Origin of the sequence: Kordia sp. (assembly GCF_965224175.1) — a bacterium.
Taxonomy (GTDB): Bacteria; Bacteroidota; Bacteroidia; order Flavobacteriales; family Flavobacteriaceae; genus Kordia.
Genome location: NZ_OZ245041.1, coordinates 1,574,630 through 1,598,110, shown reverse-complemented (window position 1 = coordinate 1,598,110; position 23,481 = coordinate 1,574,630). Strand labels below are relative to the sequence as shown.

Here is a 23,481-nt window from a genome sequence, read left to right as displayed (position 1 = left end):
ATAATTAATAGATTTAATCACTTAATAATTTAAAACGAAAACATAATAATTATGAAAAACAAAGGACTTAAAAACTTAAAATTATCAAAAGTAGCCATTGCAAAAATTAGTCTCAATCAAAGAGAAGTTTTAAAAGGCGGAACTATGCCTACATCAGAAGATTTTAATAGTACAGGGCTTCATTCTCAATGTGAACATGAAATGTGTCGCTAAGCTCTTTAGAGTAAATTAATTTGACTATGAAGAAGTTTAACGCAAATCATTAAACACCTTGTAATTATGAAAAGTAAACAAACATACAACCTTAAATTATCAAAAATCGCTATTGCTCAAATGAATTGTTTTCAAAAAGAAATTATAAAAGGAGGCACATTGCCAACTTCAGAACTCAATGGCTATCAAATGAGCGAAGATCCTGATGAAGAAACGATTTGTTACGCTATTAGATAAAGATGTTTTGCTTATAGCTTAAATCATCCAATTTACGTCATATACGTTTTTTTTCATGTAAAAACCTATCTAATTTGGTGGCAACAATCGATTGAAAAGGTATTGCCGAAAACCTATAAAAACGTAGGCATAATAAAATATTATAATCATGAAAAAACAAGAAATCAAAAACTTACAATTGAACAAAAAAGTAGTTTCTAATTTTGAGATCAGAAATATAAAAGGAGGTTTAGTATCCGTAGATGGAAAAACAGGTTGTATTGATCAATGTGATATTAAGTAATATAACTTTTAACCAAACAAAACATTTTTGATCATGAAAAAACAAAAAATTCAAAACTTAGAATTGAACAAAAAAGTAGTTTCTAATTTAAAAACAACCAATATAAAAGGTGGAGCTTCAGGTTTACCTTGTTTGAGCCTTTTTTACATGGAGTCAATTTGTTTTGACCATTGTCAGGAACGATAAAAAAGTATTTAATAAAATGTAGAAAAGGGATAACATATTGTTGTCCCTTTTTTTATGTTTAAAAATTATAAAATAACTTGATAAAAACTTAATACAAAAGGAATCGTTTTTACTTCTCAAAACGAACGAAAAGCTGTAAATTGCAGTCACTATAAAATAGGCTTGAAATACGTGAATAAAAACGAATGAAACAAGATTTAAGTGATTACCGAAAATCATACGAAAAAAGTGAACTGCTTGAAGAAAACTGCGTAGAAAATCCAATAGAGATGTTTCGTAATTGGTTTTTGGAAGTTGAAAAATCAGAAACAGTAGCGGAAGTCAATGCAATGACACTAAGTACGCTTGGCGCTGATGGTTTTCCTAAGAGTAGAATTGTACTCTTAAAAAAGTACACATTTGAAGGTTTTATCTTTTATACAAATTATGAAAGTGAAAAAGGTTTGGCAATGACAAAAAATCCAAATGTTTGCATTTCGTTTTTTTGGCCAGCAATGGAAAGACAAATTATCATTAAAGGGAAAGTTGAAAAAATTGCAGAAAACTTATCTGATGGATATTTTGAATCACGTCCGCGAGGAAGCCAACTAGGAGCATTAGTTTCAGACCAAAGTACTGTGATTCCTTCAAGAGTTTATTTAGAAGAAAAACTAAAAAATCTTGAAAAAGCACATGAAGGTAAAGAAATAGAGCGTCCATCACATTGGGGCGGATATATTGTAAAACCAGAAGAAATAGAATTTTGGCAAGGTAGAGCCAACAGATTGCACGACAGAATACGTTATCAATTACAAGGCGACTATTCATGGAAAATAGAACGTTTAGCACCATAAATTAAAATCATAAAAAAGTGAAAACCTTAATCATAGTCAGACATGCAAAATCGTCTTGGGAATATCCAGTAGATGACAAAGATCGTACGTTAAAACTTCGTGGAATTAAGGATGCACACTTAGTCGCAAATCATATTGCAGACAAAATCAATACGCCAGATATTATTTATTCAAGTATTGCAAACAGAGCTTTACATACCTGTGCTATTTTTACACGTTGCTTACAATATCCTTTTGATAAAGTAGTGATTAAGGAAGATATGTATGATTTTGGCGGCTCAGGATTAGTGAATGTCGTAAAATCTTGTGATAATGAGGTAGATACATTGATGGTGTTTGGTCACAATCACGCTATTACAGCAGTTGTAAATACCTACGGAAGTCAATTTTTTGACAATGTACCAACAAGCGGTACTGTAGTGATTCAATTTGATACAGATTCTTGGAAAACAATCAGTGAAGGTTCAACCATATTAAAAGTGTTCCCTAAAGATTTAAAATAATGCAGCAATCAAAAAACAAATACATCAATAGAGAAATCAGTTGGCTACAATTCAACGGACGCGTTCTGCAAGAAGCTGCTGATCAAACAGTTCCTTTAATTGAACGTTTACGCTTTATTGGAATATTCTCTAACAATTTAGATGAGTTTTTTAAAGTACGATATGCTACTGTAAAACGTATTGCACAAGCAGGAAAAGGAGGAAGAAGTGTTTTAGGAGGTGCAAAAGCCAAAGATTTACTAGAGCGAATTACCAAAATTGTAATCAAACAGCAGGCAGAAAGTTTGCGCATTCTGAATGAAGTGCAATCTGAGCTGGAAAAAGAAAATATTTTCATTGTTAATGAACAAAAAGTATCTCCAAGTCAAAGTGCTTACATAGAAAAATATTTCATTGAAAAAGTAAGTCCAGCTTTGGTTACCATGATTTTGGACGATATAGACGAAATGCCAAGTCTAAAAGACAAAGCAGCTTATTTGGCAATTCGTATGGTGATGAAAGAACAAGTGAGGAATACTAAAAAAGTATCACGCTTCTTCAAACCGAAAGTAAAAAAGATCAAATACGCATTGATTGAAATTCCAAAAACAATCGATCGTTTTATTGTATTGCCAACTGAAGGCGATAAAAAATATATCATTATTCTCGATGATTTAATTCGTCATTCATTAAGTAATATCTTCAGTATTTTTGAATATGAATCTTTGTCTGCACACATGATTAAAATTACCCGTGATGCAGAATTAGATATTGATAATGACTTAACGAAGAGTTTTATTCAAAAGATTTCTAGTAGTGTAAAAGGAAGAAAAAGTGGAGAACCTGTGCGTTTTGTCTATGATAAAACTATTGATAAAGATACATTCGAATACCTAATTGATAAAATGGGCATCGATGATATTGATAGTCTTATTCCTGGTGGACGTTATCACAATCGTAGAGATTATATGTCGTTTCCAAGTTTAGGAAGAAAAGATTTACTCTACAAATCATATCCGCCATTACCTATAAAAGGATTGAGTAGAGAAGGAAGTATTTTTGAAAAAATTGCAAAAAAAGATTATCTACAATACGCGCCGTATCACACATTTGCATACGTAGTTCGTTTCCTAAGAGAAGCCGCGTTAGATCCAAAAGTAGAAAATATAAAGATTACAGTATATCGTTTGGCAAAAATCTCACATGTTGCCAGTTCGTTGATCAATGCGGTGAAAAATGGTAAAAAAGTAACTGTTCAAATTGAATTACAAGCACGATTTGATGAAGCTGCCAATATCAAATATGCAGAACAATTACAAAGTGAAGGTGTCAATTTAATCTTTGGTGTGCCAGGTTTAAAAGTTCATAGTAAAACCTGTGTAGTAGATCGTAGAGAAAATAACAAAATAGTGCGTTACGGCTTTGTAAGTACTGGAAATGTAAACGAATCTACAGCAAAAATTTATACAGATTACACACTTTTTACATCAGATCAAGATATCTTAAAAGAAGTTTCTAAAGTATTTGACTTTTTTGAAACAAACTATAAAGTTGCAAAATACAAGCACTTATTGGTGTCGCCACATTACACACGAAATGCTTTAAACAAGCTGATTAATACTGAAATTAAAAATGCGCAAGAAGGAAATGAAGCGTACATCAAAATAAAAGTCAATAGTTTATCAGACTATAAAATCATAGATAAATTGTATGATGCGAGTCGAGCAGGCGTAAAAATTCAGTTAATAGTTCGTGGAATTTGCTGTTTAATTCCAGGCATTGAAGGCATGAGTGAAAATATCGAAGCCATAAGTATCGTTGACAAATTTTTAGAACATCCCAGAATGTTTATCTTTGGAAACAATGGCGATCCAAAAATATATATATCTTCAGCCGATTGGATGACGCGAAATATAGACAAAAGGGTAGAAGTAACGTGTCCTATTTATGATGAAGATATCAAAAAAGAATTGCTGGATACATTCAATATCGGTTGGAGTGATAATGTAAAAGCACGTGTGTTTTCAGAAAAGCAAGACAATGCATATCGCACGAATCAACTGATAAAAGTACGTTCTCAGTTTGCTACGTATGATTACTATTTAGAAAAAATGTCCAATTAACAAATAAAAAAAGAAGTCCATTTTGAGAATTAGAAAATTTGCTGCCATTGATATTGGGTCGAATGCGATACGATTATTAGTTGCAAATGTAATTGAACAAGAAAATAAATCACCAAAGTTTAAAAAGAGCTCATTAGTACGTGTGCCAATTCGTTTGGGACAAGATGTATTTACGGACGGTAATATTTCTCCAGAAAATGTAGAACGAATGACGAATGCGATGAAGTCGTACCGTTTATTAATGGACATTCATGGTGTAGAAAGTTATATGGCTTGCGCAACATCAGCTATGCGTGAAGCAAAAAATAAAAAAGCAGTTGTAGAACGCATCAAGAAAAAAGCAGGAATTAACATTGATATCATTGATGGAAAACGCGAAGCGGAAATTATTGCTTCTACAGATTTGCACAATGTTATTGAAAAAGAAAAAGACTATCTCTATGTAGATGTTGGTGGCGGAAGTACTGAATTTACAATCTTTTCTAATGGTAAAATAAAAACATCGCGTTCATTCAAAATCGGAACTGTACGTTTGTTGAACAAAATGGTGGATGATAATTTTTGGAAGGAAATTGAAAAATGGATTAAGAAAAACACCAAAGATTTTAAACGATTATCATTAATTGGTTCAGGCGGAAACATCAATAAATTATACAAAATGTCGGGAACGCCTGTTGGCGAACCGTTGTCATATATTTACCTAAATGCGCAATATCAATTTCTACAAAGTTTAACGTATGAAGAACGTATTTCTGAATTAGGATTAAATCCAGATCGTGCTGATGTAATCATTCCTGCGACTCGAATTTATCTATCAGCTTGTAAATGGAGTGGCGCTCGAAAGATTTTTGTACCTAAAATTGGACTGTCAGATGGTATTATAAAGACATTATTCTTCGAAACGTCGAAAAAAGACAAATCAGCATCGAATATTTTGAGTTTTTAAAAAACGGATATCTACTTTTAGCAGATAACTCAAATAACCAGATAAAGTTATAAAATACTCAATCTGAACAACCTAAAACAAGATTTACATATGAAAAAATTGGTACTTCTCTCATTTTTAATGTGTTCGTTCTTAGCTTTCTCACAAGAAACAATTACAGAAAGTGATGCATCAATAAATATGGACGATTACGTGAGTACAGATACTGAAACTCGCTACGGTTTTAAAGCAGGAATTAACATCTCAAACTATTCAGGAACAAATCTGAATGATATTCAAGATGGTTTAAATGATGCTAGAATAGGAGCGATGTTCGGCTTTTTTATAGACATGCATTTAGTAAGTAAACTGCGTTTTCAACCTGAATTCTTATATTCAGCACAAGGAGCCAAAGAAGAAGCATTACGTGCAGATTATTTACAAGTTCCATTAATGCTGAAGTTAGAGCTTACAGATTTTTTAAATATTCAGGCAGGACCACAAATTGGTGTTAAGATTCACGAATTTGAAGATAATTTTAAAAACTTCGATTTTGGAGTCAATGGCGGAATTGGTATCAATATCTTGGAAAATGTTGATATTGAAGCTCGCTATAATCTTGGTTTAGCCGATATGTTTGATGAAGATAGAGCTGCAAATTTTGAAGGGAAAAACGCTGTAATTCAAATTGGAATTACATACAGATTATAAGATTTATACTTTTAAACATAAAAAACGTCAAACTGAAACTTTCGGTTTGACGTTTTTTTGTGCGTGAATATGAACACGTATATTTATAATTTCACAAACTTCTTTATCGCTGTTTTTCCTTCTTGTTGAATCTGTACAAAGTAAATTCCGGCTTTTAAAGACTGTACATTTATTTTATATTGTTGCAGCAAATTTTCTGAAGTAACAACATTTCCAATTACATTATAAATCGTATAAGTTACTTTAGAATTGCTAGAAATTCCATTCACAAAAAGTTCTTTCTGTACAGGATTTGGATAGAGTTTTATAATATTTGAGAATGAATCATTTTCTTTTGTAGACAACACTTGTCTACCATAAACTAATTTAGTCCCTAGCAAATCAATCATAGTTAACGTTTCTGTTTGTAAATCAATTGTATAGTCGTAAAAATTGTTAGTATTATCAGAAATAATTGAAAGATAGCTGGGATCAAAAGTATCGCCATCACAAAAAGCGAGTGTTACTGAAAGATTAATAATATCAACAGAAGAATTGCTATTATTGACTTCATAATTCCCATAAAACGAATTACACGAACTATTTCCATCAACGACAATAAAATTAGGATCTGAAAGCGGATGAAAATTAATGTCAATAGTAGGACCTATTGGCGGATAGAGCCTATTACTATTTGTGTACTCTACATAATGTAAAAACCATTGTCCTAACAAATCAGGATCGGTTTGTGCTTTTGAAGAGAAGCTAAAAAGTAGTATTACAATTAAAAAGTAGATTTTTTTCATAGAATATTCATTGAAAGGTTGTGTTTTGTGTCTAGCAAATATAGATTAATCAGCTATTGAACTAAAATATATGAAACTATAATTATCGAATTACAGGATGCAATTTATAAATCACAAGTTTTAATATTATTGCATACTTACTGTTCTCATCAAGAGAAAAAGCGAAACAACTCAGATAGCAACAACGCTTCTATTTATAATTTTACAAATTTCTTTATCCCTGTTTTTCCTTCTTGTTGAATCTTTACAAAGTAAATACCAGTTTTTAAAGATGCTACATTTATTTTGTGTTGTTGCAGCGAATTTTCAGGAGTAACAACATTTCCAATCACATTATAAATCGTGTAGGTTGCTTTAGAATTGCTAGAAATTCCATTCACAAAAAATTCTTTCTGTACAGGATTTGGATAGAGTTTTATAGTAGTAGAAAAAGCTTGATTGTCTTTCGTAGTCAAAACACTTTTTCCGTATACGAGTTTTCTGCCAAGATGATCGGTTAATGTTAATAATTCTGTCTGCGAATCAATTGAATAATCAAAATTATGAGCAATTGCTGTTGACATGATTCCTAAGTGTAAACCTTCAAATGGATCGCTACAAAAACCAAGCGTTTCAGTATAGCTATTCATATTGATAGTTGAGTTGTTGTTTAAAATTTCATAATCAGAAGCAAAGGCATTGCAAGTGCTATAACCCAAAATCGATTCAAAAGTTCCAGAATTGGTGATTGTCATCTCGTAAGTATTTGTAATAGATGGAACGTAGGTTATTGTGCCTGAAGCTTCTACGTAATGGAGATACCAAGTTCCTATCAAATTAGCATCGTCTTGTGCTTGTATGGTAAAATTTGCAAATACTGCTAAAAGTAAAATGTAGATTTTTTTCATATTCTTGGACTTTAATGCAAGTTAAAGATACATTAGTCATGAATAGAAATAAAATGATTTTAAAAATAACTCTCAAATAACCAACTACAATTTATAAATATCGAGTAGCAGCTAGCCTGTAAAAAATGTTTTGAAGAAGTAATTAAATTAAAACATCAAACGTATTCCAAAAGTATAAAACAGATAAAAGTGAAAAGGTAATTACAAAAGTAAAGTGTTGTAAAAACTATCCATGCATTGTTTCTTTCTTGCTTAGATCTTTCATGATTTCGGCTTCAAAATCTAGCAAAGATTGCCATTTTTTATCTACTTCAGTACGATCGCCATATTGTCTGGCAAAACCTAAAAACATAGTATAATGATTGGCTTCACTAACCATTAAATTCTTATAAAAAGTAGCCAATTCCTGATCGTTCATATTTTCGGATAATAACTTAAAACGTTCACAACTTCTGGCTTCAATTAATGCTGCATACAAAAGTCTATGTACCAATTGTGTTGTTCTGCTTCCGCCTTTTGGAAAAAATTGCAACAATTTAGAAACATATTCATCTTTACGATCGCGACCTAAAGTCCAACCTCTGGCAATAATTTTATCATGAACCATTTTAAAATGACTCATCTCTTCCTTTACCAAAGCAATCATGGCTTCTACCAATTCTGGATATTCAGGAAAACTAACAATCAAAGAAATTGCGGTACTAGCGGCTTTCTGCTCACAAAAAGCATGATCTGTCAAAATCTCTTCAATATTTTTCTCTGCAATATTTACCCAACGTGGATCAGTTGGTAATTTTAAACCTAACATCATTTTTCAAGGAATTAAATTTCTAAATCAAAATCTCTACGAAGTCGTTCAACTAGAGGATTTATCTCTTTTAATTTTTCATATTTATCACGAGTTGTAAAGGCATATTTCTTTACGGTTTGTTCGTTTACGTCAATTTCAAGCGAAACATCATAATTATTCAACTCTCTACGAACAAATTCTAACAATGGATACTGCGCACGTTCAATTTCGAGTTTCATCGTTTCATTGGGCAGTTCAATAGAAATTGTTGTTGCATCTTTTAACTTTGGAATATCTGTAGATAGGAGCGAAGACATAATTTTTTCTCCTTTCTTATCAATCTTTTCCACATACGCATTCCAGACTTCCACCATTTTTTCTTCAGTAAAAGGATCTTTAGGTAATTCCTTCTGATCCACAACTTTGCTCTGTTGTTTCTTTAAATGCTCTTGTTTTGCTTTAATGCTCGATAATGACAAACCAGATACTTTATTTCGCATCATGGAAATATCAATCTTTGGTTTTGGTGGCGGCGTTACAGCTTTTGGTGCAGTGTTCACTTCCGTAGATGGCTTCTCTGCTTCAGTTGATGCCGAATTAGAAGGTATTCCTTGGTTAGATTGAACTTGCGTAGGAACAGAAGCATTTGCTTCGCTAACTTTGGCTACAGGATTTGTCTGTTTACCATGTGCAATAAAAAAAGTAGCAGGAATTATGAACCGATCGCTATTTTTTTTTTCTCCATCATAATTGATAGAGGCAAGCTGCATTAAGCATAATTCAACTAAGAGTCGTTGATTTCTACTGGTTTTATATTTCAAATCACAATCATTAGCCAGCTCAATTCCTTTCATTAAAAACTGTTGCGACGTTTTTTGTGACTGTTCTAGATATTTCTGTTTCGTCTGATCACCAACTTCTAAAAGAGCAATTGTAGCTTGATTTTTACACACTAACAAGTCTCTAAAATGTGAAGCAATTCCAGCAATAAAATGATGTCCATCAAACCCTTTTGATAAAGTCTCATTAAAATCAATCAATAACTGCGGAATATTATTTTCCAACATCAAATCAGTAGCTGTAAAATAAATTTCGTAATCAAGCACATTTAAATTCTCTGTAACTGCTTGTCTTGTAAGTTGTTTTCCTGAAAAACTAACAACTCTATCAAAAATAGAAAGTGCATCACGCATGGCGCCATCTGCTTTTTGAGCAATAATATGCAATGCGTCATCATCTGCTTCAATTCCCTGACTTTCTGCGATATACTTTAAATATTCTTTCGCATCTTTAACGCCAATTCGTTTAAAATCAAAAATTTGACATCTCGATAAAATCGTTGGAATAATTTTATGTTTTTCCGTCGTTGCTAAAATAAAAATAGCATGTTTTGGCGGTTCTTCTAAGGTCTTTAAAAAAGCATTAAAAGCTGCTTGCGACAACATGTGTACCTCATCAATGATATACACTTTGTATTTTCCAACTTGTGGCGGAATACGAACCTGTTCAATTAAGCTTCTAATATCATCTACGGAGTTGTTAGAAGCGGCATCTAACTCAAAAATATTAAAGGCAAAATCTTCATCAGGATTTTCAGTAGCGCCTTCTTGTTGATTAATTTTTTTTGCTAGAATACGAGCACAAGTTGTTTTTCCAACACCACGAGGACCACAAAATAGTAGTGCTTGCGCCAAGTGACTGCGTTCTATAGCATTTTCTAAAGTATTGGTAATCGCTTGTTGACCAACAACATCTTTAAATGTTTGTGGTCTGTACTTACGAGCTGATACAATGAAATGTTCCATAGAATTAGGTAATCTTAACTGGAGCAAATATAGCAATACAAATCTAATGAAACACTGAAAACATAGAGATACTTCTGCTTTTTTATTAACAGTTTTCGTGTACTATTTTATACATACAGATTTATTACTTTTTTACGGTAAATATGTCCTAATTTCAAACAATAGTGTACTTTTGCCGACAAGCAGGCTACCTTATCGCTGCTTCTTAGGAAGGAGAGGAAAGTCCGAACACCATAGTGCATTGTAGCGGATAACATCCGTCCGTCGAAAGGCGAGGACAAGTGCAGCAGAAAGAATGTACAGGTAATGCTGTAGTGAAATCAGGTAAACTCTACGAGGTGCAATGCCATGTAAATGAGCGTTTGAGAACGGCACGTTCGATGCTCAAGGGTAGGCAGATAAAAGTTATTGGTAACGATAATTTTAGATAAATGATGAGGCTCGACAGGATTCGGCTTACGGCCTGCTTTTTTTTATGAAATTCAACTTTTATAAACGCGAAAAGTGAATTAAGAAAACCATTCATTTATGTTCATACTTTGTGAAGAAAATACTATTGGCATAAAAAAGAAGAGAAATGCTTCGATTAATTTGAAGAAAACTTAGTATTAACTTAATAATTCACATATGAAAAAATGATACAAATTTTTCAGCAATTCCTCTTCTATAGATATTTTATGCACTAACACTCAAATTCTTAAATTTGATAATATTTAAATAAACTAATTTTGTATTGCTTTGTAAAAGTACTTCGGTTTTTATTTTAACATCACTAAAAACTGATACATAATGTAAGGTAAAACCGTATTTTTTTATTCTAAAACGAATATCTACTTTTTATATAGTTAACAAAACCAAGATCCAGAAAACGAATCGTAACAATTAAAGCAAAATCCGTTTTTACATATTTGATTTATTGTAAAATCAGATTATGAATTGCAGTGTCTGAAAGGTCTTTTTCCTCCAAATATTTCCTTTTGTAAAATTTTACTTAATGTTCTGATTCCATGGAGTTTGAGAATATCTTTTAGTATAGTGATAGCTTCTTGATTAAAGTGTAAATGTAAGATCTTTGATTATCAGAATGTTACGGTGAATCCGTAGATGTGCTATTGGATTTTTATTTTAACTTTTTGATATGTAGTTATTCTAAAAAATTAAAGTAAATAAAAAGCATGTTAACTTGTAGTTACGTTCCTATATTTATTTACAAATTTCTACTATTATTTTATACCTTTAACGAAAATAATTACATGAAAAAGCAATACTTCTTAATCCTCACCTTTATTTTTATTGGACACTTAATGTCTGCACAAATTGTAAATATTCCTGATGCTAACTTTAAAAACGCTTTGTTGAACGACAATGTAGTGGATACTAATGCTAATGGTCATCCTGATGCTGACGCAGATACAAATAATGATGGAGAGATTCAGGTAACTGAAGCGGAGGCTATAATTGGTTTGTATGTATCATCAAAGAATATAAGTTCTTTGGTAGGAATAGAAGCTTTTATAAATTTAGAAAAATTGGCAGTAGGCTTTAATTCACTCAATAGTCTTGATTTGTCATCCAATACAGTTTTGGAAGTGTTGAGCTGTAATTATAATCAACTTACAAGTTTGAATATATCATCTCTTGTGAATTTGCGAAGCTTAGTATGTGGGAATAATCAACTTACAAGTTTAGATGTAACATCTCTAGTAAACTTAGAAACTTTAAGATGTGGCAATAACCAATTATCGAGTATTGATGTTTCAACTAATGTAAATTTAAAATATTTTGGATGTAGTGATAATCAGTTAACAAGTTTAGATGTATCTGCAAATAATTTGCTTTTTAATCTACATTGTGGTGCAAATAATTTAACTGAGTTGGAAGTAGTTAATAAGCCTCATCTTCAGGGGTTTGGTTGTCATGATAACCAAATGTTGCATACCTTAACTCTTGAAAATAATCCGAATCTACTTATAATGGATTGTTTTAATACTAATGTTACTAGCCTAGATTTTACAACAACTCCTCGTATCTCTAGTGTAAATATAATGGACAATAGTCAGTTGGAAAGTATATTTATGAAAAATGGAGAAAATTTCTATCTTGTTGACCCTTATGGTTATTTGGTACTTGCCAATTTACCTAATTTATCTTTTATATGTGTAGATGATGAGGATGAGAAATCTGGTATAATTACATCTCTAGGATATTATGGAGTAGTTGATGGAGTAGAAATAAATACGTATTGTTCATTCTCACCAGGAGGAACATATTATACAGTTTCAGGAGAAACAAAATTTGATTCAGATTCAAATGGCTGTGATATAAACGATGAAATATATCCAAATATGTCATTCTCGATCACAAATGGTACAGAAACAGGAATTTTTACCGCAAATACTTCAGGAAATTATGCCATTCCTTTACAAGAAGGAATACATACGATAACGCCGCAAATAGAAAATCCAAGTTATTTTTCAGTAAGTCCAACAAGTATTACAGTTGATTTTCCAACAGATACAAGTCCAAATATTCAGGACTTTTGTATTACATCAAATGGAAATTTCAATGATTTGGAAGTAACTATTGTTCCTTTGGAAGAAGCACGACCTGGATTTGACACCGATTATAAAATAATCTATAGAAATAAAGGAACGACTACTTTGTCAGGAGCCGTGAGTTTGAATTTTGAAGATGATTATATGAATGTAATTTCTACAAATCCAATGGCAGTTGCGCAAAATACAGGAAATTTAAGTTGGAACTATACGAATTTAGCACCATTAGAATCAAGAAGTATTTTGTATACAATGAATCTAAATACACCAACGGATGCTAATTATCCATTAAATGGAGGTGATCATTTAGATTTTACGGCAAATATAACACCAACAACTTCCGATGAAACACCAACGGATAATACTTTAAATTTTGTGCAAACTGTCGTAAATTCATTCGATCCAAATGATAAAACCTGTTTGGAAGGAAATACAATCACAGAAGATAAAGTTGGAGAATATGTGCATTATCTCATTCGTTTTGAAAATACAGGAACAGCAAGTGCTATCAATGTCGTTGTAACAGATGATATTGATGCTGCAAGTTATGATGTGAACACACTGAGTGTTATCGACGGAAGTCATGAGTTTATAACAAGAGTAGATGGACAAAAAGTGGAATTCATCTTTGAAAATATAGACTTACCATTTGATGATGCAACGAATGATGGTTATGTATTGTTTAAAATAAAAACGAAAACTACATTAGCGTTGAATGATACTTTCATGAACAAAGCAGAGATTTTCTTTGATTATAATGCGCCAATTATTACGAATGATGAAACTACCATGATTGTAGAACCTTTAAGTGTTGGAGAAGTAAGTTTAGACACTTCGATAGAAGCATTTCCAAAGCCAACAAGTGATATGTTATTCATCACAGGAGAAAACGCAATTAAAACGATTGATGTATTCGATTTGCAAGGAAAATTGATACTTTCTAAAAAGTTGATTGGCAATCAAATAGATACAAATATTTCAGTAAAAACACTTTCCAAAGGATTATATATCTTAAAAGTAACTTCGGATAAAGGTGTGTTTACGGATAAAATTATCAAACAGTAAAACGTTAAATAATATAGTAAAGCAAAAAACCACGCCGAAAAAGCGTGGTTTTTTTATATGTTGAAATTTGATATTTATTCTGCCATCGTGTGATACACATTTTGCACATCATCATCTTCTTCAAGCTTTTCTAAAAGCTTTTCAATATCAGCAGTTTGTTCTTCGTTTAGTGGCTTTGTAACCTGCGGAATGCGCTCAAATCCAGAAGATAAGATCTCTATGTCTCTATTTTCTAATTCTTTTTGGATAGCTCCAAAGCTTTCAAATGGTCCGTATAATAAAATACCATCTTCATCTGCAAAAACTTCTTCTACACCAAAATCAATAAACTCTAATTCCAATTCTTCAGGATCTTGTCCTTCTGTAGGAATTCGGAAGTTACATGTATGGTCAAACATAAATTCTACAGAGCCTTGTGTTCCTAAGTTCCCATCACATTTATTGAAATAACTACGAACATTGGCGACAGTTCTATTGTTATTATCGGTTGCAGTTTCCACCAAAATAGCAATTCCGTGTGGTCCATAACCTTCAAACAATACTTCTTTATAATTGTCTGTATTTTTATCAGAAGCTTTCTTTATCGCACGCTCAACATTATCTTTTGGCATGTTAGCGGCTTTTGCATTCTGAATCACAGCACGTAATCTAGAATTTGTTTCAGGATTCGGTCCGCCTTCTTTTACAGCCATCACAATATCTTTACCAATACGCGTAAAGGTTTTTGCCATTGCTGACCAACGTTTCATCTTTCGTGCCTTTCTAAATTCAAATGCTCTTCCCATGTGCTAATTCTTTTTATTTCTACAAATATATAAGTTGTATTATTCTTTTGGAATATGTCGGCTTAAAAATTTTGCCGAAGCTTCATTCCATTGATTAATAATTTTAGTTCTTTTTTTATTTAGTGTTTCGTTTCGTTTATTGAAATCTACAATGGCTTTGTTAATATCATTTGCCATTGCATTATATTGATCAATTTCCTTTTTTGTGCGTTCTTTTGGTCGTTTTTTATCGATTGCCTCTTTGATTGCTGTAAATTTTTCATTCAGTAAGAAGAATTCGAGCATTTTAGGAACTTCATTTTTTGTCTCATCTAAGTAAAATTCTAATGCTTTTTTTGTCGCTTCTATCAAAGATGTATCTTCTTTATATATGGTCAAAGTATCTAACGCTTGTAAACCTTCTTCAGCAAAGGTTTGTAATGCGTTTGCGTTTTGTTGAATAGCACTAATGTCATTTGAAGACAAAGCATTCAGCATAAAACGTTCTTGAATATTACTTTTAAAAAACACCAAATACACCTCGTTTTTATGCTCAAACACTTCATTAGAAATTTTCATTTTTCTTCCCAATTCCGTTTCAGATTCAATCAAACGAATATTATTTCTAGCCGCAAAGTCTTTTTGAGCATTCTCATAAGTTTCTTGTGCTTCTTGCATGCGTTCGTCAGCGAGTTTTTGAGCCAAAATATAAGCTTCCATAAAATCATATGATTGTTCGGCAACTTCTTTCATATCGACAATCTTCGCATAGTCGTTTTTCAATAAACTAGTACGTAAGTCCATATAATCAAGTACTTGTTTCTTGTAATCATCTTCGCCTGTAAATGACTTTGCCTTTCTAATCTTAATCATAGCACGCTCAATAGATTTGATTAAGCGTTTACGATCGCCTTCAATTCTACGGGCACTTTTGCTGTGCGCAACCGATTTGGTGTATTTCCACATACTTTTAGAAATCTTCTTATTTTCTTTCCCGATGAAAGACAAGTAATCGTTTGCGTTTTTAAAGTTTTGTGCTGTTGAGGTTTGAAATGTCAAGACACAGATAAGTACAAAAAATGCTTTTAGGTAGTTTGATTGCATAGGTTATTTGGCTAATTGTTTGATGTAGTCTGAAAGAATGCGATAAGTTTCTTCAATTTCATGATCGGTTTGAATATTTTCAATCGCGTACGAATTTAACTTTGCTTTGTTCTTATTGTAGGCTAAAATTTCTTTGTAATCTTCTAAGTTTACAACTTCAAAAGTTTCATGTTTCATTTCCAAATTATCCGACTTCTTAAAAATTTCATCAAAAGTATCACTGTCTTTTTTGATGCCTTCTACAGAAATAGGAAGGTTTCGTTCTCTATTTAAATATGAATACAACGCTGAATTTATTTCCTTGATCGTATTTGTTGCAATACTTTTTTCAGCTCTTTCTAAACTTTTAGAGCGTAAACCGTCATAGTTTGAAGCTTGTGGAATTTTAAAATAAACATCTTTTAAAACGGTATCATTCTTAATAAAGTTTGAGTTGCCACTTTCACCGTTCTCAATTCCAGAAACTAAACTAGGAAACTCAATATCTGGCTGAATTCCAATGGCTTGGTGTGTATTTCCTTTAAAACCATACATTTTTTCAATAGTAATTTTAATAAATCCAGCTTCTTGACGTAGCGGAACTACTTGTTGAATAGTTCCTTTTCCATACGTTTTTGTTCCTACGACAATCGCTCTATTATGATCGCGCAAAGCAGCCGTAATAAACTCAGAAGCAGAAGCACTTTCATTATTAATTAAAATCACTAAAGGTTTAGTAAACAAAGTTCCACGATTGAAATCTTTGATAATGGTTTTTTTATTTTTTTGATCTCTATAAATTCCTAACGGACCTTTGTCAATAAACATTCCTGCTAAATCAATCGCTTGTTTCATAGATCCGCCACCATTTCCACGCAAGTCTAAAATTAAACCATCAATGTCAACAGCATTGAGTTTAAAAAGTTCTTTTGCAATATCATTTGCGCTACCAAAACCGTAATCTAAATTGGTGTAGAAACTCGGCAATGAAATATAACCGATATTTTGTTCTCCTTTTAAGATAAAACTATTGACTGCGTTGACTTCAATTTTTAAGTTTTCCTTGCGAAGTGTTACAGACTTATTAATGTTTTTATCGTTTAATATATTGATCGTAATAGCTTTGTTGTTTTCGTCGAAAATAAAATCGTATAAACTTTCTAATGAGAGACAGGTTGTACTTAAAGTATTGTCATTTGCTTTTAAAGAAAGTACCAAATCGCCAGCGTTGATCTCTTTTTCTTTCCATGCCGTACTTCCTGTTTGTAAGCCAGAAACGACAATTTTTCCATCACTATTTTTCGAAAACCATACGCCAATAGAATTTGTTTCTGTACCGATAGAATTCATAAAAGTAGTATTGTCTGTAGGATCAAAATAACTACTATGTGGATCAAAATAGGAGCAAACAACATCTAAGAATGTAGTTTCTACAAATGATTCTAGTCCATTTACAGCTTGAAGCTTATCAACAATAAAACATTTGTTTTCGGCAATTACTTTCATTTTCACTTGTCCTTTGACTTTCGTAAAGTTTGAAGGATTTGATAAGGATAAATAATCACGAATAATATCGATACGGATCTTTTTTGACCAGCGTTTTTGTAATGTTTTGCGCGTGCTAGAAAACACAGATTTGTCTTTTAAACTTCCATAGCGAACTGTATCTTTTCCTGAGAAATCTAACTTACTCTTTTCAACAATTTCAATATATGTTTTGGCAAGTTCAAGTTGCGCTTTGTAAGATGTTGTTAGTTCTTGTATGAAGTCACAATTATTATTAAGAAGATAATCGTCAAACTTTGTTTTTAAATCTCCAAGCGCTTCTATATCTGCTTCTGTATACAACATGCGCTTGTCATCAAGACGTTCAAATAAGGTTGTAAAAACATATTCTGAAAAATCATCATCAATCGCTTTGGGTTGATAGTGACTGTTTTCTAACATGTCTAAAACCATTGAAGATTTTTGACAAAAAGATATTTCAGTTTGTGCATATGCTGTAGCAACTACACAAAGAAATATGAAACGTAAAATATGATGCATGTATGCAGATAGAGATTTGTAGTACATAAAGTCACGAATTTAACAAATCTTTTGATTTTTACGTAGGAAACTAAGCTGAAAATATCTGAAAATCAGCATGAATTGTAGTGTAAAAATGCGAGATGTATACTTTTTACTAAAAATGAAGTAGAAGTTGTCCATTTTTTGGAATAGAATTCCATTGTGAGCAAAGTTGAAGATACTCAGACTTCAATTCTTTGATTTGTGTTAAACTCATCATGGGAACTTGTATGTTTTCCATAGAAGAAGCTTCCCAAGTAATCAACTCTGGATATTCTTCAATACTTGTGGTTTCATTACCTAACGATTGCAAATTTCGAGTCATGATTTCTGCCAGCCAACTCTCTGTATCTAAGTTTTTAATAAAGTCTTTGTCGGATAAATCAGCAATCGTCATTCCCGATGCAATATTTCCGTAAAAACCTTTCGTCAAATGAAACTTCTTTTCTACTACAAAATGAGCAATATCATGGTTTGGAATTTCAGGACCTAAGTTTGCACTCGTAAAAGTACCGTCGTTTCTTTTACAGAGCAATGTGTTTCGTTGTTCGCCTTTGGTTAGAATGATTTCCATAACGTGTGAAAGATAAGGAAATAAGTAAAAAAGGATAAAAAATCATTCCTTCATCTTTCCTGAAATATAAGCTAAAGTTTCTTGATTGCTTGTTGCCAAATGCTTTGGAAGTTTGTTATCTCTCGGTAAAACGGCTAGAAAACGATCAAAATTTGAAGTATATACATTTTTAAACAATGGCTTTTCTATGTTCATACTCTTTAGAATTTCTGTAAAAAACTCATCATGATGTATTAAATCATCAGCGCCCAAATGAAAAATTCCATTTTTACGACGATTGATCATGTAATGAATTTGTTGCGTCAGTTTTTTATCAGAAATCGTATTCATTACCAAATTTGGAAAAACTTCAATGGGAACTTTTTCTTGCAAACACTGTTTTATTTCTAGAATTCTCGGAGAATTATTCCCAAAAACCATAGGCAATCTAATAATCGCATATTTTTTCTGCGGTAAACGCATCAACATATTTTCAATACGAATTTTTAGTTTCCCATAAATACTTTCAGAGAGTGTTTTGTCAAATTCGTACGACGGATAACTGCTGTAAGCATCAAACACATTGGCAGATGACAGGAAAATTAACTTACAAGGTTTTGTTTTTACATATTCAGTTAAAAAAATATGTGCGTCAATCTGCGCGGCAAAATCACCACGTAATGCTGAAATGATGATTGTTGGCTGTACTTGCAATACAACTTCATCAATGCCATCATAATCTAAATCATAACGAATAAAATGTGCATTTTTAGCAAACGATTTATTGCTGTAAAATGTACCGTATACATCAAAATAGGAGCAAAGCTCTTTATAGATCGCTTGACCAATATATCCGCTTGCTCCTAGTATTAGAATTCTATTCAAAGGTTTTCTTTATTTTTTATAGAAAGGAAGTTTCACCACTTTCGCAGGAACTCGATTTTTACGAATTTGAATATAAATATTACTTCCAACATCTTTAAAAATTGTTGGTACATATCCTAAACCAATTCCAACTTTCATAGAAGGAGACATTGTTCCAGAAGTTACATTTCCAATAATATTTCCGTTTCCATCAACAATATCATATCCTTGTCTTGGAATTCCACGATCTTGCATTTCAAATGCAATTAATCTACGTTCAGTTCCAGTTTTTTTCTGAGATTCTAATTGCTCACGATTTACAAAGTCTTTTGTGAATTTAGTAATCCAACCCAAACCAGCTTCAATCGGAGAAGTAGTATCATCAATATCGTTTCCGTACAAACAATAGCCCATTTCCAAACGCAATGTATCTCTTGCTGCTAAACCAATTGGCTTGATTCCAAAATCGGCACCAGCTTCAAAAACTTTATCCCAAACTTCGGCAACATCTTCGTTCTTGCAGTAAATTTCAAATCCACCAGAACCTGTATAACCAGTTGCAGAAACAATTACATTATCAACTCCAGCAAACTTGGCAATTTGGAAGGTGTAATATTTAATATTAGTTAAATCGACTTCTGTCAATGATTGCATAGCTTCAACAGCTTTTGGTCCTTGAATTGCTAACAAAGAATAATCATCAGAAACATCACGCATTTCAGCGCCAACGTCATTATGACTTGAAATCCAGTTCCAGTCTTTTTCAATATTAGAAGCATTTACAACCAAAATGTATTTTTCTTCATTCACTCTGTAAATGATTAAATCATCTACAATTCCACCATCATTATTTGGCATGCAACTGTATTGTGCTTTTCCATCTTTCAATTTGGAAGCGTCATTTGTAGCAATCTTTTGAATTAATGCTAGGGCATTTGGTCCAGAGATGACAAATTCTCCCATGTGACTTACGTCAAAAACACCAACGCCATTACGAACCGTTTCATGTTCAATATTAACGCCTTCGTATTGTACAGGCATATTATAGCCAGCAAAAGGAACCATTTTCGCACCTAATGCTTCGTGAATTTTTGATAGAGCAGTATCCTTCATTTTAGTTTTTCTTAAATTGATTGCGAATTTATGAAAAATCGCCCTAAAAAAATGGGGAATTTTTATTTGATTCTTGATTTTTACTACATTTTAAGATTTTTAAAATGTAGTTTTATGAATATGTAAACAACAATAAAATTATTGAACCGTAGATCGTATGCATATCTAATTTAAGGAAACGCATGCAGTAATGATCTAAATGGTATGTTTTAACATTTAAATTACAATCTTTTATATAATTAATACATTAAAAATATGGATGAAAATTCGAGATATGATAACAAACGTAGAACGATAATTATGCTAGAGCAATCAATAAAAGAGGCGATTAAGTCATTTATTTTTGAACCAAATGATGTAAACACTTGGGTTGAGGTTAAAAGTATGATAATTCAATACTAGAATACATTATGGAAACAAGGAGAATTGGTAGGAACAGTGCCAGAAGATGCTTTTGGAGTTGACATTGGACTTGGATCAACCATGTCGCCAGATGATATCATAGATGGAATTATGCGTCTTGCAGTAAAAGTTGCTCTTGAAAAACCTGCAGATTTTACAATTCTTACATTTCAACAGCAAATGCAGAAATCATAAACATAAAAAAAGAACTATTTATAAAATTTAAATAGTTCTTTTTTAATTTTAAGTATTCAAAAATCGTTTCAAATCATCATAGTCAGCAGCTTGTATGGCATGTTTTTCCTTATGCATGATTTCTTGAATTTGTGACGGAATATCCAATTTTAGACTCAAGGTCGATTCTACAGTCGGTAAAAATTTGACAGGATGTGCTGTTTCTAGAAAAATACCATATGCACCTTGTAAATCGTGATTTTTTAAACCTAAATACCCAACAGCGCCGTGCGGATCAGCAATATAATTGTGCTGATTGTGAATAGCTTTCATCGCGGCTTTTGTTTCTGAATCTGTGAAACTATAGGACGAAAAATGTTGTTTGATCGTTGCTAAATCATTATTATACAATTCTTGAATACGGATGAAATTACTCGGATTTCCAACATCCATAGCGTTTGAAATAGTTGCAATAGATTTCTTTGGAACGTATTCACCATTTTCTAAATAGTTTGAAACCGTATCATTTACATTTGTGGAAGCGATAAAATGTTGAATAGGTAAACCTAGTTTTTGCGCCATGATGCCTGCACAAATATTTCCAAAATTTCCACTAGGAACTGAAAAGACAATATTTTTATGTTGCTTGTGTACTGCTTTATAAGCAAAGAAAAAGTAGAACATTTGTGGTAGCCAACGCGCAATATTGATTGAATTTGCAGAAGTTAATGTGCGTTCAATTTCAGTATCTAAAAAAGCTGTTTTTACCATGTCTTGGCAATCATCAAAAACACCGTCAATTTCCAAAGCTGTAATGTTCTGACCTAAAGTTGTTAGTTGTTTTTCTTGAATCTCGCTGACTTTTCCGCTTGGATATAAAATGACAACATCAACACCTTTTACACCCAAAAAACCATTGGCAACTGCACCGCCAGTGTCTCCTGAAGTTGCCACTAAAACGGTCACTTTTTCTTCTTTATCACGATTAAAATAACCTAAACAACGTGCCATAAAACGTGCGCCAACATCCTTAAAAGCCATTGTTGGACCATGAAACAATTCTAAAGTTCCGATATTGTCTTCTATGGGAACAACAGGGAAATCAAAACTTAAAGTTTCTGTAATAATTTCTTTTAAGATATCGTTTGGAATATCATCTCCGACAAATTGTTTGATAGCTTCAAAAGCGATTTCTTCATGTGAATATTGATCAATATTTTGAATGAATTCGTCAGACAATGGTGTAATGTTTTCAGGGAAATAAATTCCTCTGTCAGGCGCTAATCCTTTGATGACAGCTTCTTTAAAAGAAACTTTTGGAGCTTTATGGTGTAGGCTGTAATAGTTCATTTGTTTTTAGTATTATTAATAAGCGTCAGTTCGAGTGGCAAATTTTTAATTTGTTGTATCGAGAACAGCTCTGATTTTGTGATGTTTTACATTTAAAATTTATTATTTTACATTTTTGAGTTTCCAAGCACTTCTCGATACAAAATTCTTTCAGAATTTCACTCGAAGTGACGTTTGGTGTATAGCTTTGACCTAAGCCCCAAATCACTCAAGAATCCGACAACCATTTGTGTTTATCTTTGAAACATGAATGTCGTAATCAATATTTAGTTTTTTATAGGTTTCTGACATGCTTTTCGCTACTTTTTCTGCCATTTCTTTTCCTTTACTTAATGCAAAAATTGAAGGCCCAGAACCTGAGATTCCAGCGCCCAAAGCACCACAATCAATAGCATTTTGTTTAACTTCATTGAATCCCGGAATTAAGATAGCACGCAAAGGTTCTACAATTTCATCATGTAATGATCTGCTGATTAAATCATAATCAGATGTGTATAATCCGCTTATTAAACCACCTAGGTTTCCAATTTGTATGATGGATTTCTTCAGTGAAATATTCTCCTTCAATAGAGAACGCGAATCTGAGGTTTTTACTTCAATTTGCGGATGAATTACTGTTGCGTATAATTCACTTGGAGTTGGAATTTTGATAATATCTAAAGGATCATAACTACGAACTAGGGTAAATCCACCTAAAAGGGCAGGAGCTACATTGTCTGCGTGTGCTGTTCCGCTTGCAAGTTTTTCACCTTCCATTGCAAAAGGTACTAACTCATTCGCAGAAAAAGGTTTCCCAAGTAGTTCATTCATTGCCCAGACAGTTCCAGCTGAACTTGCTGCACTACTTCCAATTCCGCTTCCAGCTTTGATATTTTTATAAATTTCAATTTCAAAACCGTGATCTAAATCAAGTGTTGAAAGCATTGCCAAACCTGCTACACCAGCTACATTTTTTTGAGTATCTAAAGGTAAATCTTGACCCGTAAGTTTGGTGATTGCAATACCTTTTTTATTAGTTTTTCTAATAATCATTTCATCACCAACTGTATCTAAGCACAATCCGAGGACATCGAATCCGCAAGAGACGTTTGCAATTGTTGCTGGAGCGAATATTTTGATTTCGTTCATTTTTTTTAGTATTGAGATGTTAGTGTTGAGAAAGTTTCCATACTAATATCTATTATTTCAAAGTACTTCTTGATATAAAATTCTTTTGGAATTTCACTCGAAG

General features: G+C 32.3%; 23 protein-coding genes and 1 other RNA gene. 12 read left to right on the top strand and 12 right to left on the bottom strand.

Translation table 11 applies throughout. The features are described from left to right. The first annotated feature begins 51 nt into the window (after positions 1 to 51). The 9 genes from ACOQOS_RS06980 (at position 52) to ACOQOS_RS06940 (ending at position 5,993) form a co-directional block, all read left to right on the top strand. A complete protein-coding gene (locus tag ACOQOS_RS06980) occupies positions 52 to 213 on the top strand; it encodes a hypothetical protein (RefSeq protein ID WP_420574254.1) in 162 nt (53 codons plus the stop codon). A 66-nt stretch (positions 214 to 279) separates the two neighbouring features. Beyond that, positions 280 to 450, top strand: a complete 171-nt coding sequence (locus ACOQOS_RS06975) for a hypothetical protein (RefSeq protein WP_420574253.1) — start codon at positions 280 to 282, stop codon at positions 448 to 450. 148 nt (positions 451 to 598) lie between these two features. Then, positions 599 to 733, top strand: coding sequence for a hypothetical protein (locus ACOQOS_RS06970; RefSeq protein ID WP_420574252.1), 135 nt, complete (start codon positions 599 to 601; stop codon positions 731 to 733). Positions 734 to 766: 33 nt separating this feature from the next. Next, a complete protein-coding gene (locus ACOQOS_RS06965; RefSeq protein ID WP_420574251.1) occupies positions 767 to 919 on the top strand; it encodes a hypothetical protein in 153 nt (50 codons plus the stop codon). Between the two features lie 185 nt (positions 920 to 1,104). Continuing rightward, positions 1,105 to 1,752 carry a pyridoxamine 5'-phosphate oxidase gene (gene pdxH, locus ACOQOS_RS06960; protein ID WP_420574250.1) on the top strand — a complete coding sequence of 216 codons (648 nt, stop codon included), beginning with the start codon at positions 1,105 to 1,107 and terminating at the stop codon, positions 1,750 to 1,752. 17 nt (positions 1,753 to 1,769) lie between these two features. Further along, positions 1,770 to 2,255 carry a SixA phosphatase family protein gene (locus ACOQOS_RS06955; RefSeq protein ID WP_420574249.1) on the top strand — a complete coding sequence of 162 codons (486 nt, stop codon included), beginning with the start codon at positions 1,770 to 1,772 and terminating at the stop codon, positions 2,253 to 2,255. After that, complete coding sequence (gene ppk1, locus ACOQOS_RS06950; protein WP_420574248.1) at positions 2,255 to 4,357, top strand: polyphosphate kinase 1; 2,103 nt, start codon at positions 2,255 to 2,257, stop codon at positions 4,355 to 4,357. The genes ACOQOS_RS06955 and ppk1 overlap by 1 nt, the downstream gene beginning before the upstream one ends. Before the next feature lie 19 nt (positions 4,358 to 4,376). Next, positions 4,377 to 5,303 carry a Ppx/GppA phosphatase family protein gene (locus ACOQOS_RS06945; RefSeq protein ID WP_420575135.1) on the top strand — a complete coding sequence of 309 codons (927 nt, stop codon included), beginning with the start codon at positions 4,377 to 4,379 and terminating at the stop codon, positions 5,301 to 5,303. Between the two features lie 90 nt (positions 5,304 to 5,393). After that, positions 5,394 to 5,993 (top strand): porin family protein, encoded by a 600-nt coding sequence (locus ACOQOS_RS06940; RefSeq protein ID WP_420574247.1) that lies wholly within the window; start codon positions 5,394 to 5,396, stop codon positions 5,991 to 5,993. Positions 5,994 to 6,076: 83 nt separating this feature from the next. On the opposite strand, the gene ACOQOS_RS06935 is transcribed toward ACOQOS_RS06940, so the two are convergent. From ACOQOS_RS06935 to ACOQOS_RS06920, 4 genes are all read right to left on the bottom strand, one after another. After that, positions 6,077 to 6,778: a T9SS type A sorting domain-containing protein gene (locus ACOQOS_RS06935; RefSeq protein WP_420574246.1), complete on the bottom strand. Its 702-nt coding sequence runs from the start codon at positions 6,776 to 6,778 to the stop codon at positions 6,077 to 6,079. Between the two features lie 194 nt (positions 6,779 to 6,972). Then, positions 6,973 to 7,665: a T9SS type A sorting domain-containing protein gene (locus tag ACOQOS_RS06930; protein WP_420574245.1), complete on the bottom strand. Its 693-nt coding sequence runs from the start codon at positions 7,663 to 7,665 to the stop codon at positions 6,973 to 6,975. A gap of 226 nt (positions 7,666 to 7,891) precedes the next feature. Beyond that, positions 7,892 to 8,473: a tRNA-(ms[2]io[6]A)-hydroxylase gene (locus tag ACOQOS_RS06925; RefSeq protein ID WP_420575134.1), complete on the bottom strand. Its 582-nt coding sequence runs from the start codon at positions 8,471 to 8,473 to the stop codon at positions 7,892 to 7,894. 14 nt (positions 8,474 to 8,487) lie between these two features. Then, positions 8,488 to 10,260, bottom strand: coding sequence for a DNA polymerase III subunit gamma/tau (locus tag ACOQOS_RS06920; RefSeq protein ID WP_420574244.1), 1,773 nt, complete (start codon positions 10,258 to 10,260; stop codon positions 8,488 to 8,490). A 179-nt stretch (positions 10,261 to 10,439) separates the two neighbouring features. On the opposite strand from ACOQOS_RS06920, the gene rnpB reads away from it, so the two are divergent. Next, positions 10,440 to 10,734: RNase P RNA component class A (gene rnpB, locus ACOQOS_RS06915), an RNA gene on the top strand. 779 nt (positions 10,735 to 11,513) lie between these two features. Continuing rightward, positions 11,514 to 13,880, top strand: a complete 2,367-nt coding sequence (locus ACOQOS_RS06910) for a DUF7619 domain-containing protein (protein ID WP_420574243.1) — start codon at positions 11,514 to 11,516, stop codon at positions 13,878 to 13,880. Positions 13,881 to 13,954: 74 nt separating this feature from the next. Here ACOQOS_RS06910 and ACOQOS_RS06905 read toward each other — a convergent pair whose 3' ends face one another. From ACOQOS_RS06905 to gcvT, 6 genes are all read right to left on the bottom strand, one after another. Next, a complete protein-coding gene (locus ACOQOS_RS06905; protein ID WP_420574242.1) occupies positions 13,955 to 14,665 on the bottom strand; it encodes a YebC/PmpR family DNA-binding transcriptional regulator in 711 nt (236 codons plus the stop codon). Between the two features lie 39 nt (positions 14,666 to 14,704). Next, a complete protein-coding gene (locus ACOQOS_RS06900; RefSeq protein ID WP_420574241.1) occupies positions 14,705 to 15,748 on the bottom strand; it encodes an LIC11966 family surface protein in 1,044 nt (347 codons plus the stop codon). 3 nt (positions 15,749 to 15,751) lie between these two features. Beyond that, complete coding sequence (locus ACOQOS_RS06895) at positions 15,752 to 17,800, bottom strand: S41 family peptidase (protein ID WP_420574240.1); 2,049 nt, start codon at positions 17,798 to 17,800, stop codon at positions 15,752 to 15,754. 109 nt (positions 17,801 to 17,909) lie between these two features. Beyond that, positions 17,910 to 18,368: a hypothetical protein gene (locus tag ACOQOS_RS06890; RefSeq protein ID WP_420574239.1), complete on the bottom strand. Its 459-nt coding sequence runs from the start codon at positions 18,366 to 18,368 to the stop codon at positions 17,910 to 17,912. A 42-nt stretch (positions 18,369 to 18,410) separates the two neighbouring features. Beyond that, complete coding sequence (locus tag ACOQOS_RS06885; protein WP_420574238.1) at positions 18,411 to 19,232, bottom strand: sugar nucleotide-binding protein; 822 nt, start codon at positions 19,230 to 19,232, stop codon at positions 18,411 to 18,413. 9 nt (positions 19,233 to 19,241) lie between these two features. After that, the gene (gene gcvT / locus ACOQOS_RS06880; RefSeq protein ID WP_420574237.1) at positions 19,242 to 20,324 is read right to left on the bottom strand and encodes a glycine cleavage system aminomethyltransferase GcvT; all 1,083 of its coding nucleotides are present in this window, start codon (positions 20,322 to 20,324) and stop codon (positions 19,242 to 19,244) included. Positions 20,325 to 20,750: 426 nt separating this feature from the next. On the opposite strand from gcvT, the gene ACOQOS_RS06875 reads away from it, so the two are divergent. Continuing rightward, on the top strand, positions 20,751 to 20,921 hold the full coding sequence (locus ACOQOS_RS06875; RefSeq protein WP_420574236.1) for a hypothetical protein: 171 nt from the start codon (positions 20,751 to 20,753) through the stop codon (positions 20,919 to 20,921). 48 nt (positions 20,922 to 20,969) lie between these two features. On the opposite strand, the gene thrC is transcribed toward ACOQOS_RS06875, so the two are convergent. Further along, complete coding sequence (gene thrC, locus ACOQOS_RS06870; protein ID WP_420574235.1) at positions 20,970 to 22,250, bottom strand: threonine synthase; 1,281 nt, start codon at positions 22,248 to 22,250, stop codon at positions 20,970 to 20,972. A 204-nt stretch (positions 22,251 to 22,454) separates the two neighbouring features. Then, positions 22,455 to 23,378, bottom strand: coding sequence for a homoserine kinase (locus ACOQOS_RS06865; RefSeq protein WP_420574234.1), 924 nt, complete (start codon positions 23,376 to 23,378; stop codon positions 22,455 to 22,457). Positions 23,379 to 23,481 lie beyond the last annotated feature (103 nt).

Bases quoted from the DNA above. Each gene is read 5' to 3' on its own strand.
- ACOQOS_RS06980 (WP_420574254.1), top strand. From the start codon at position 52: ATGAAAAACAAAGGACTTAAAAACTTAAAATTATCAAAAGTAGCCATT.
- ACOQOS_RS06975 (WP_420574253.1), top strand. From the start codon at position 280: ATGAAAAGTAAACAAACATACAACCTTAAATTATCAAAAATCGCTATT.
- ACOQOS_RS06970 (WP_420574252.1), top strand. From the start codon at position 599: ATGAAAAAACAAGAAATCAAAAACTTACAATTGAACAAAAAAGTAGTT.
- ACOQOS_RS06965 (WP_420574251.1), top strand. From the start codon at position 767: ATGAAAAAACAAAAAATTCAAAACTTAGAATTGAACAAAAAAGTAGTT.
- pdxH (WP_420574250.1), top strand. From the start codon at position 1,105: ATGAAACAAGATTTAAGTGATTACCGAAAATCATACGAAAAAAGTGAA.
- ppk1 (WP_420574248.1), top strand. From the start codon at position 2,255: ATGCAGCAATCAAAAAACAAATACATCAATAGAGAAATCAGTTGGCTA.
- ACOQOS_RS06940 (WP_420574247.1), top strand. From the start codon at position 5,394: ATGAAAAAATTGGTACTTCTCTCATTTTTAATGTGTTCGTTCTTAGCT.
- ACOQOS_RS06935 (WP_420574246.1), bottom strand. From the start codon at position 6,778: ATGAAAAAAATCTACTTTTTAATTGTAATACTACTTTTTAGCTTCTCT.
- ACOQOS_RS06930 (WP_420574245.1), bottom strand. From the start codon at position 7,665: ATGAAAAAAATCTACATTTTACTTTTAGCAGTATTTGCAAATTTTACC.
- ACOQOS_RS06925 (WP_420575134.1), bottom strand. From the start codon at position 8,473: ATGTTAGGTTTAAAATTACCAACTGATCCACGTTGGGTAAATATTGCA.
- ACOQOS_RS06920 (WP_420574244.1), bottom strand. From the start codon at position 10,260: ATGGAACATTTCATTGTATCAGCTCGTAAGTACAGACCACAAACATTT.
- ACOQOS_RS06910 (WP_420574243.1), top strand. From the start codon at position 11,514: ATGAAAAAGCAATACTTCTTAATCCTCACCTTTATTTTTATTGGACAC.
- ACOQOS_RS06905 (WP_420574242.1), bottom strand. From the start codon at position 14,665: ATGGGAAGAGCATTTGAATTTAGAAAGGCACGAAAGATGAAACGTTGG.
- ACOQOS_RS06900 (WP_420574241.1), bottom strand. From the start codon at position 15,748: ATGCAATCAAACTACCTAAAAGCATTTTTTGTACTTATCTGTGTCTTG.
- ACOQOS_RS06895 (WP_420574240.1), bottom strand. From the start codon at position 17,800: ATGTACTACAAATCTCTATCTGCATACATGCATCATATTTTACGTTTC.
- ACOQOS_RS06890 (WP_420574239.1), bottom strand. From the start codon at position 18,368: ATGGAAATCATTCTAACCAAAGGCGAACAACGAAACACATTGCTCTGT.
- gcvT (WP_420574237.1), bottom strand. From the start codon at position 20,324: ATGAAGGATACTGCTCTATCAAAAATTCACGAAGCATTAGGTGCGAAA.
- thrC (WP_420574235.1), bottom strand. From the start codon at position 22,250: ATGAACTATTACAGCCTACACCATAAAGCTCCAAAAGTTTCTTTTAAA.
- ACOQOS_RS06865 (WP_420574234.1), bottom strand. From the start codon at position 23,378: ATGAACGAAATCAAAATATTCGCTCCAGCAACAATTGCAAACGTCTCT.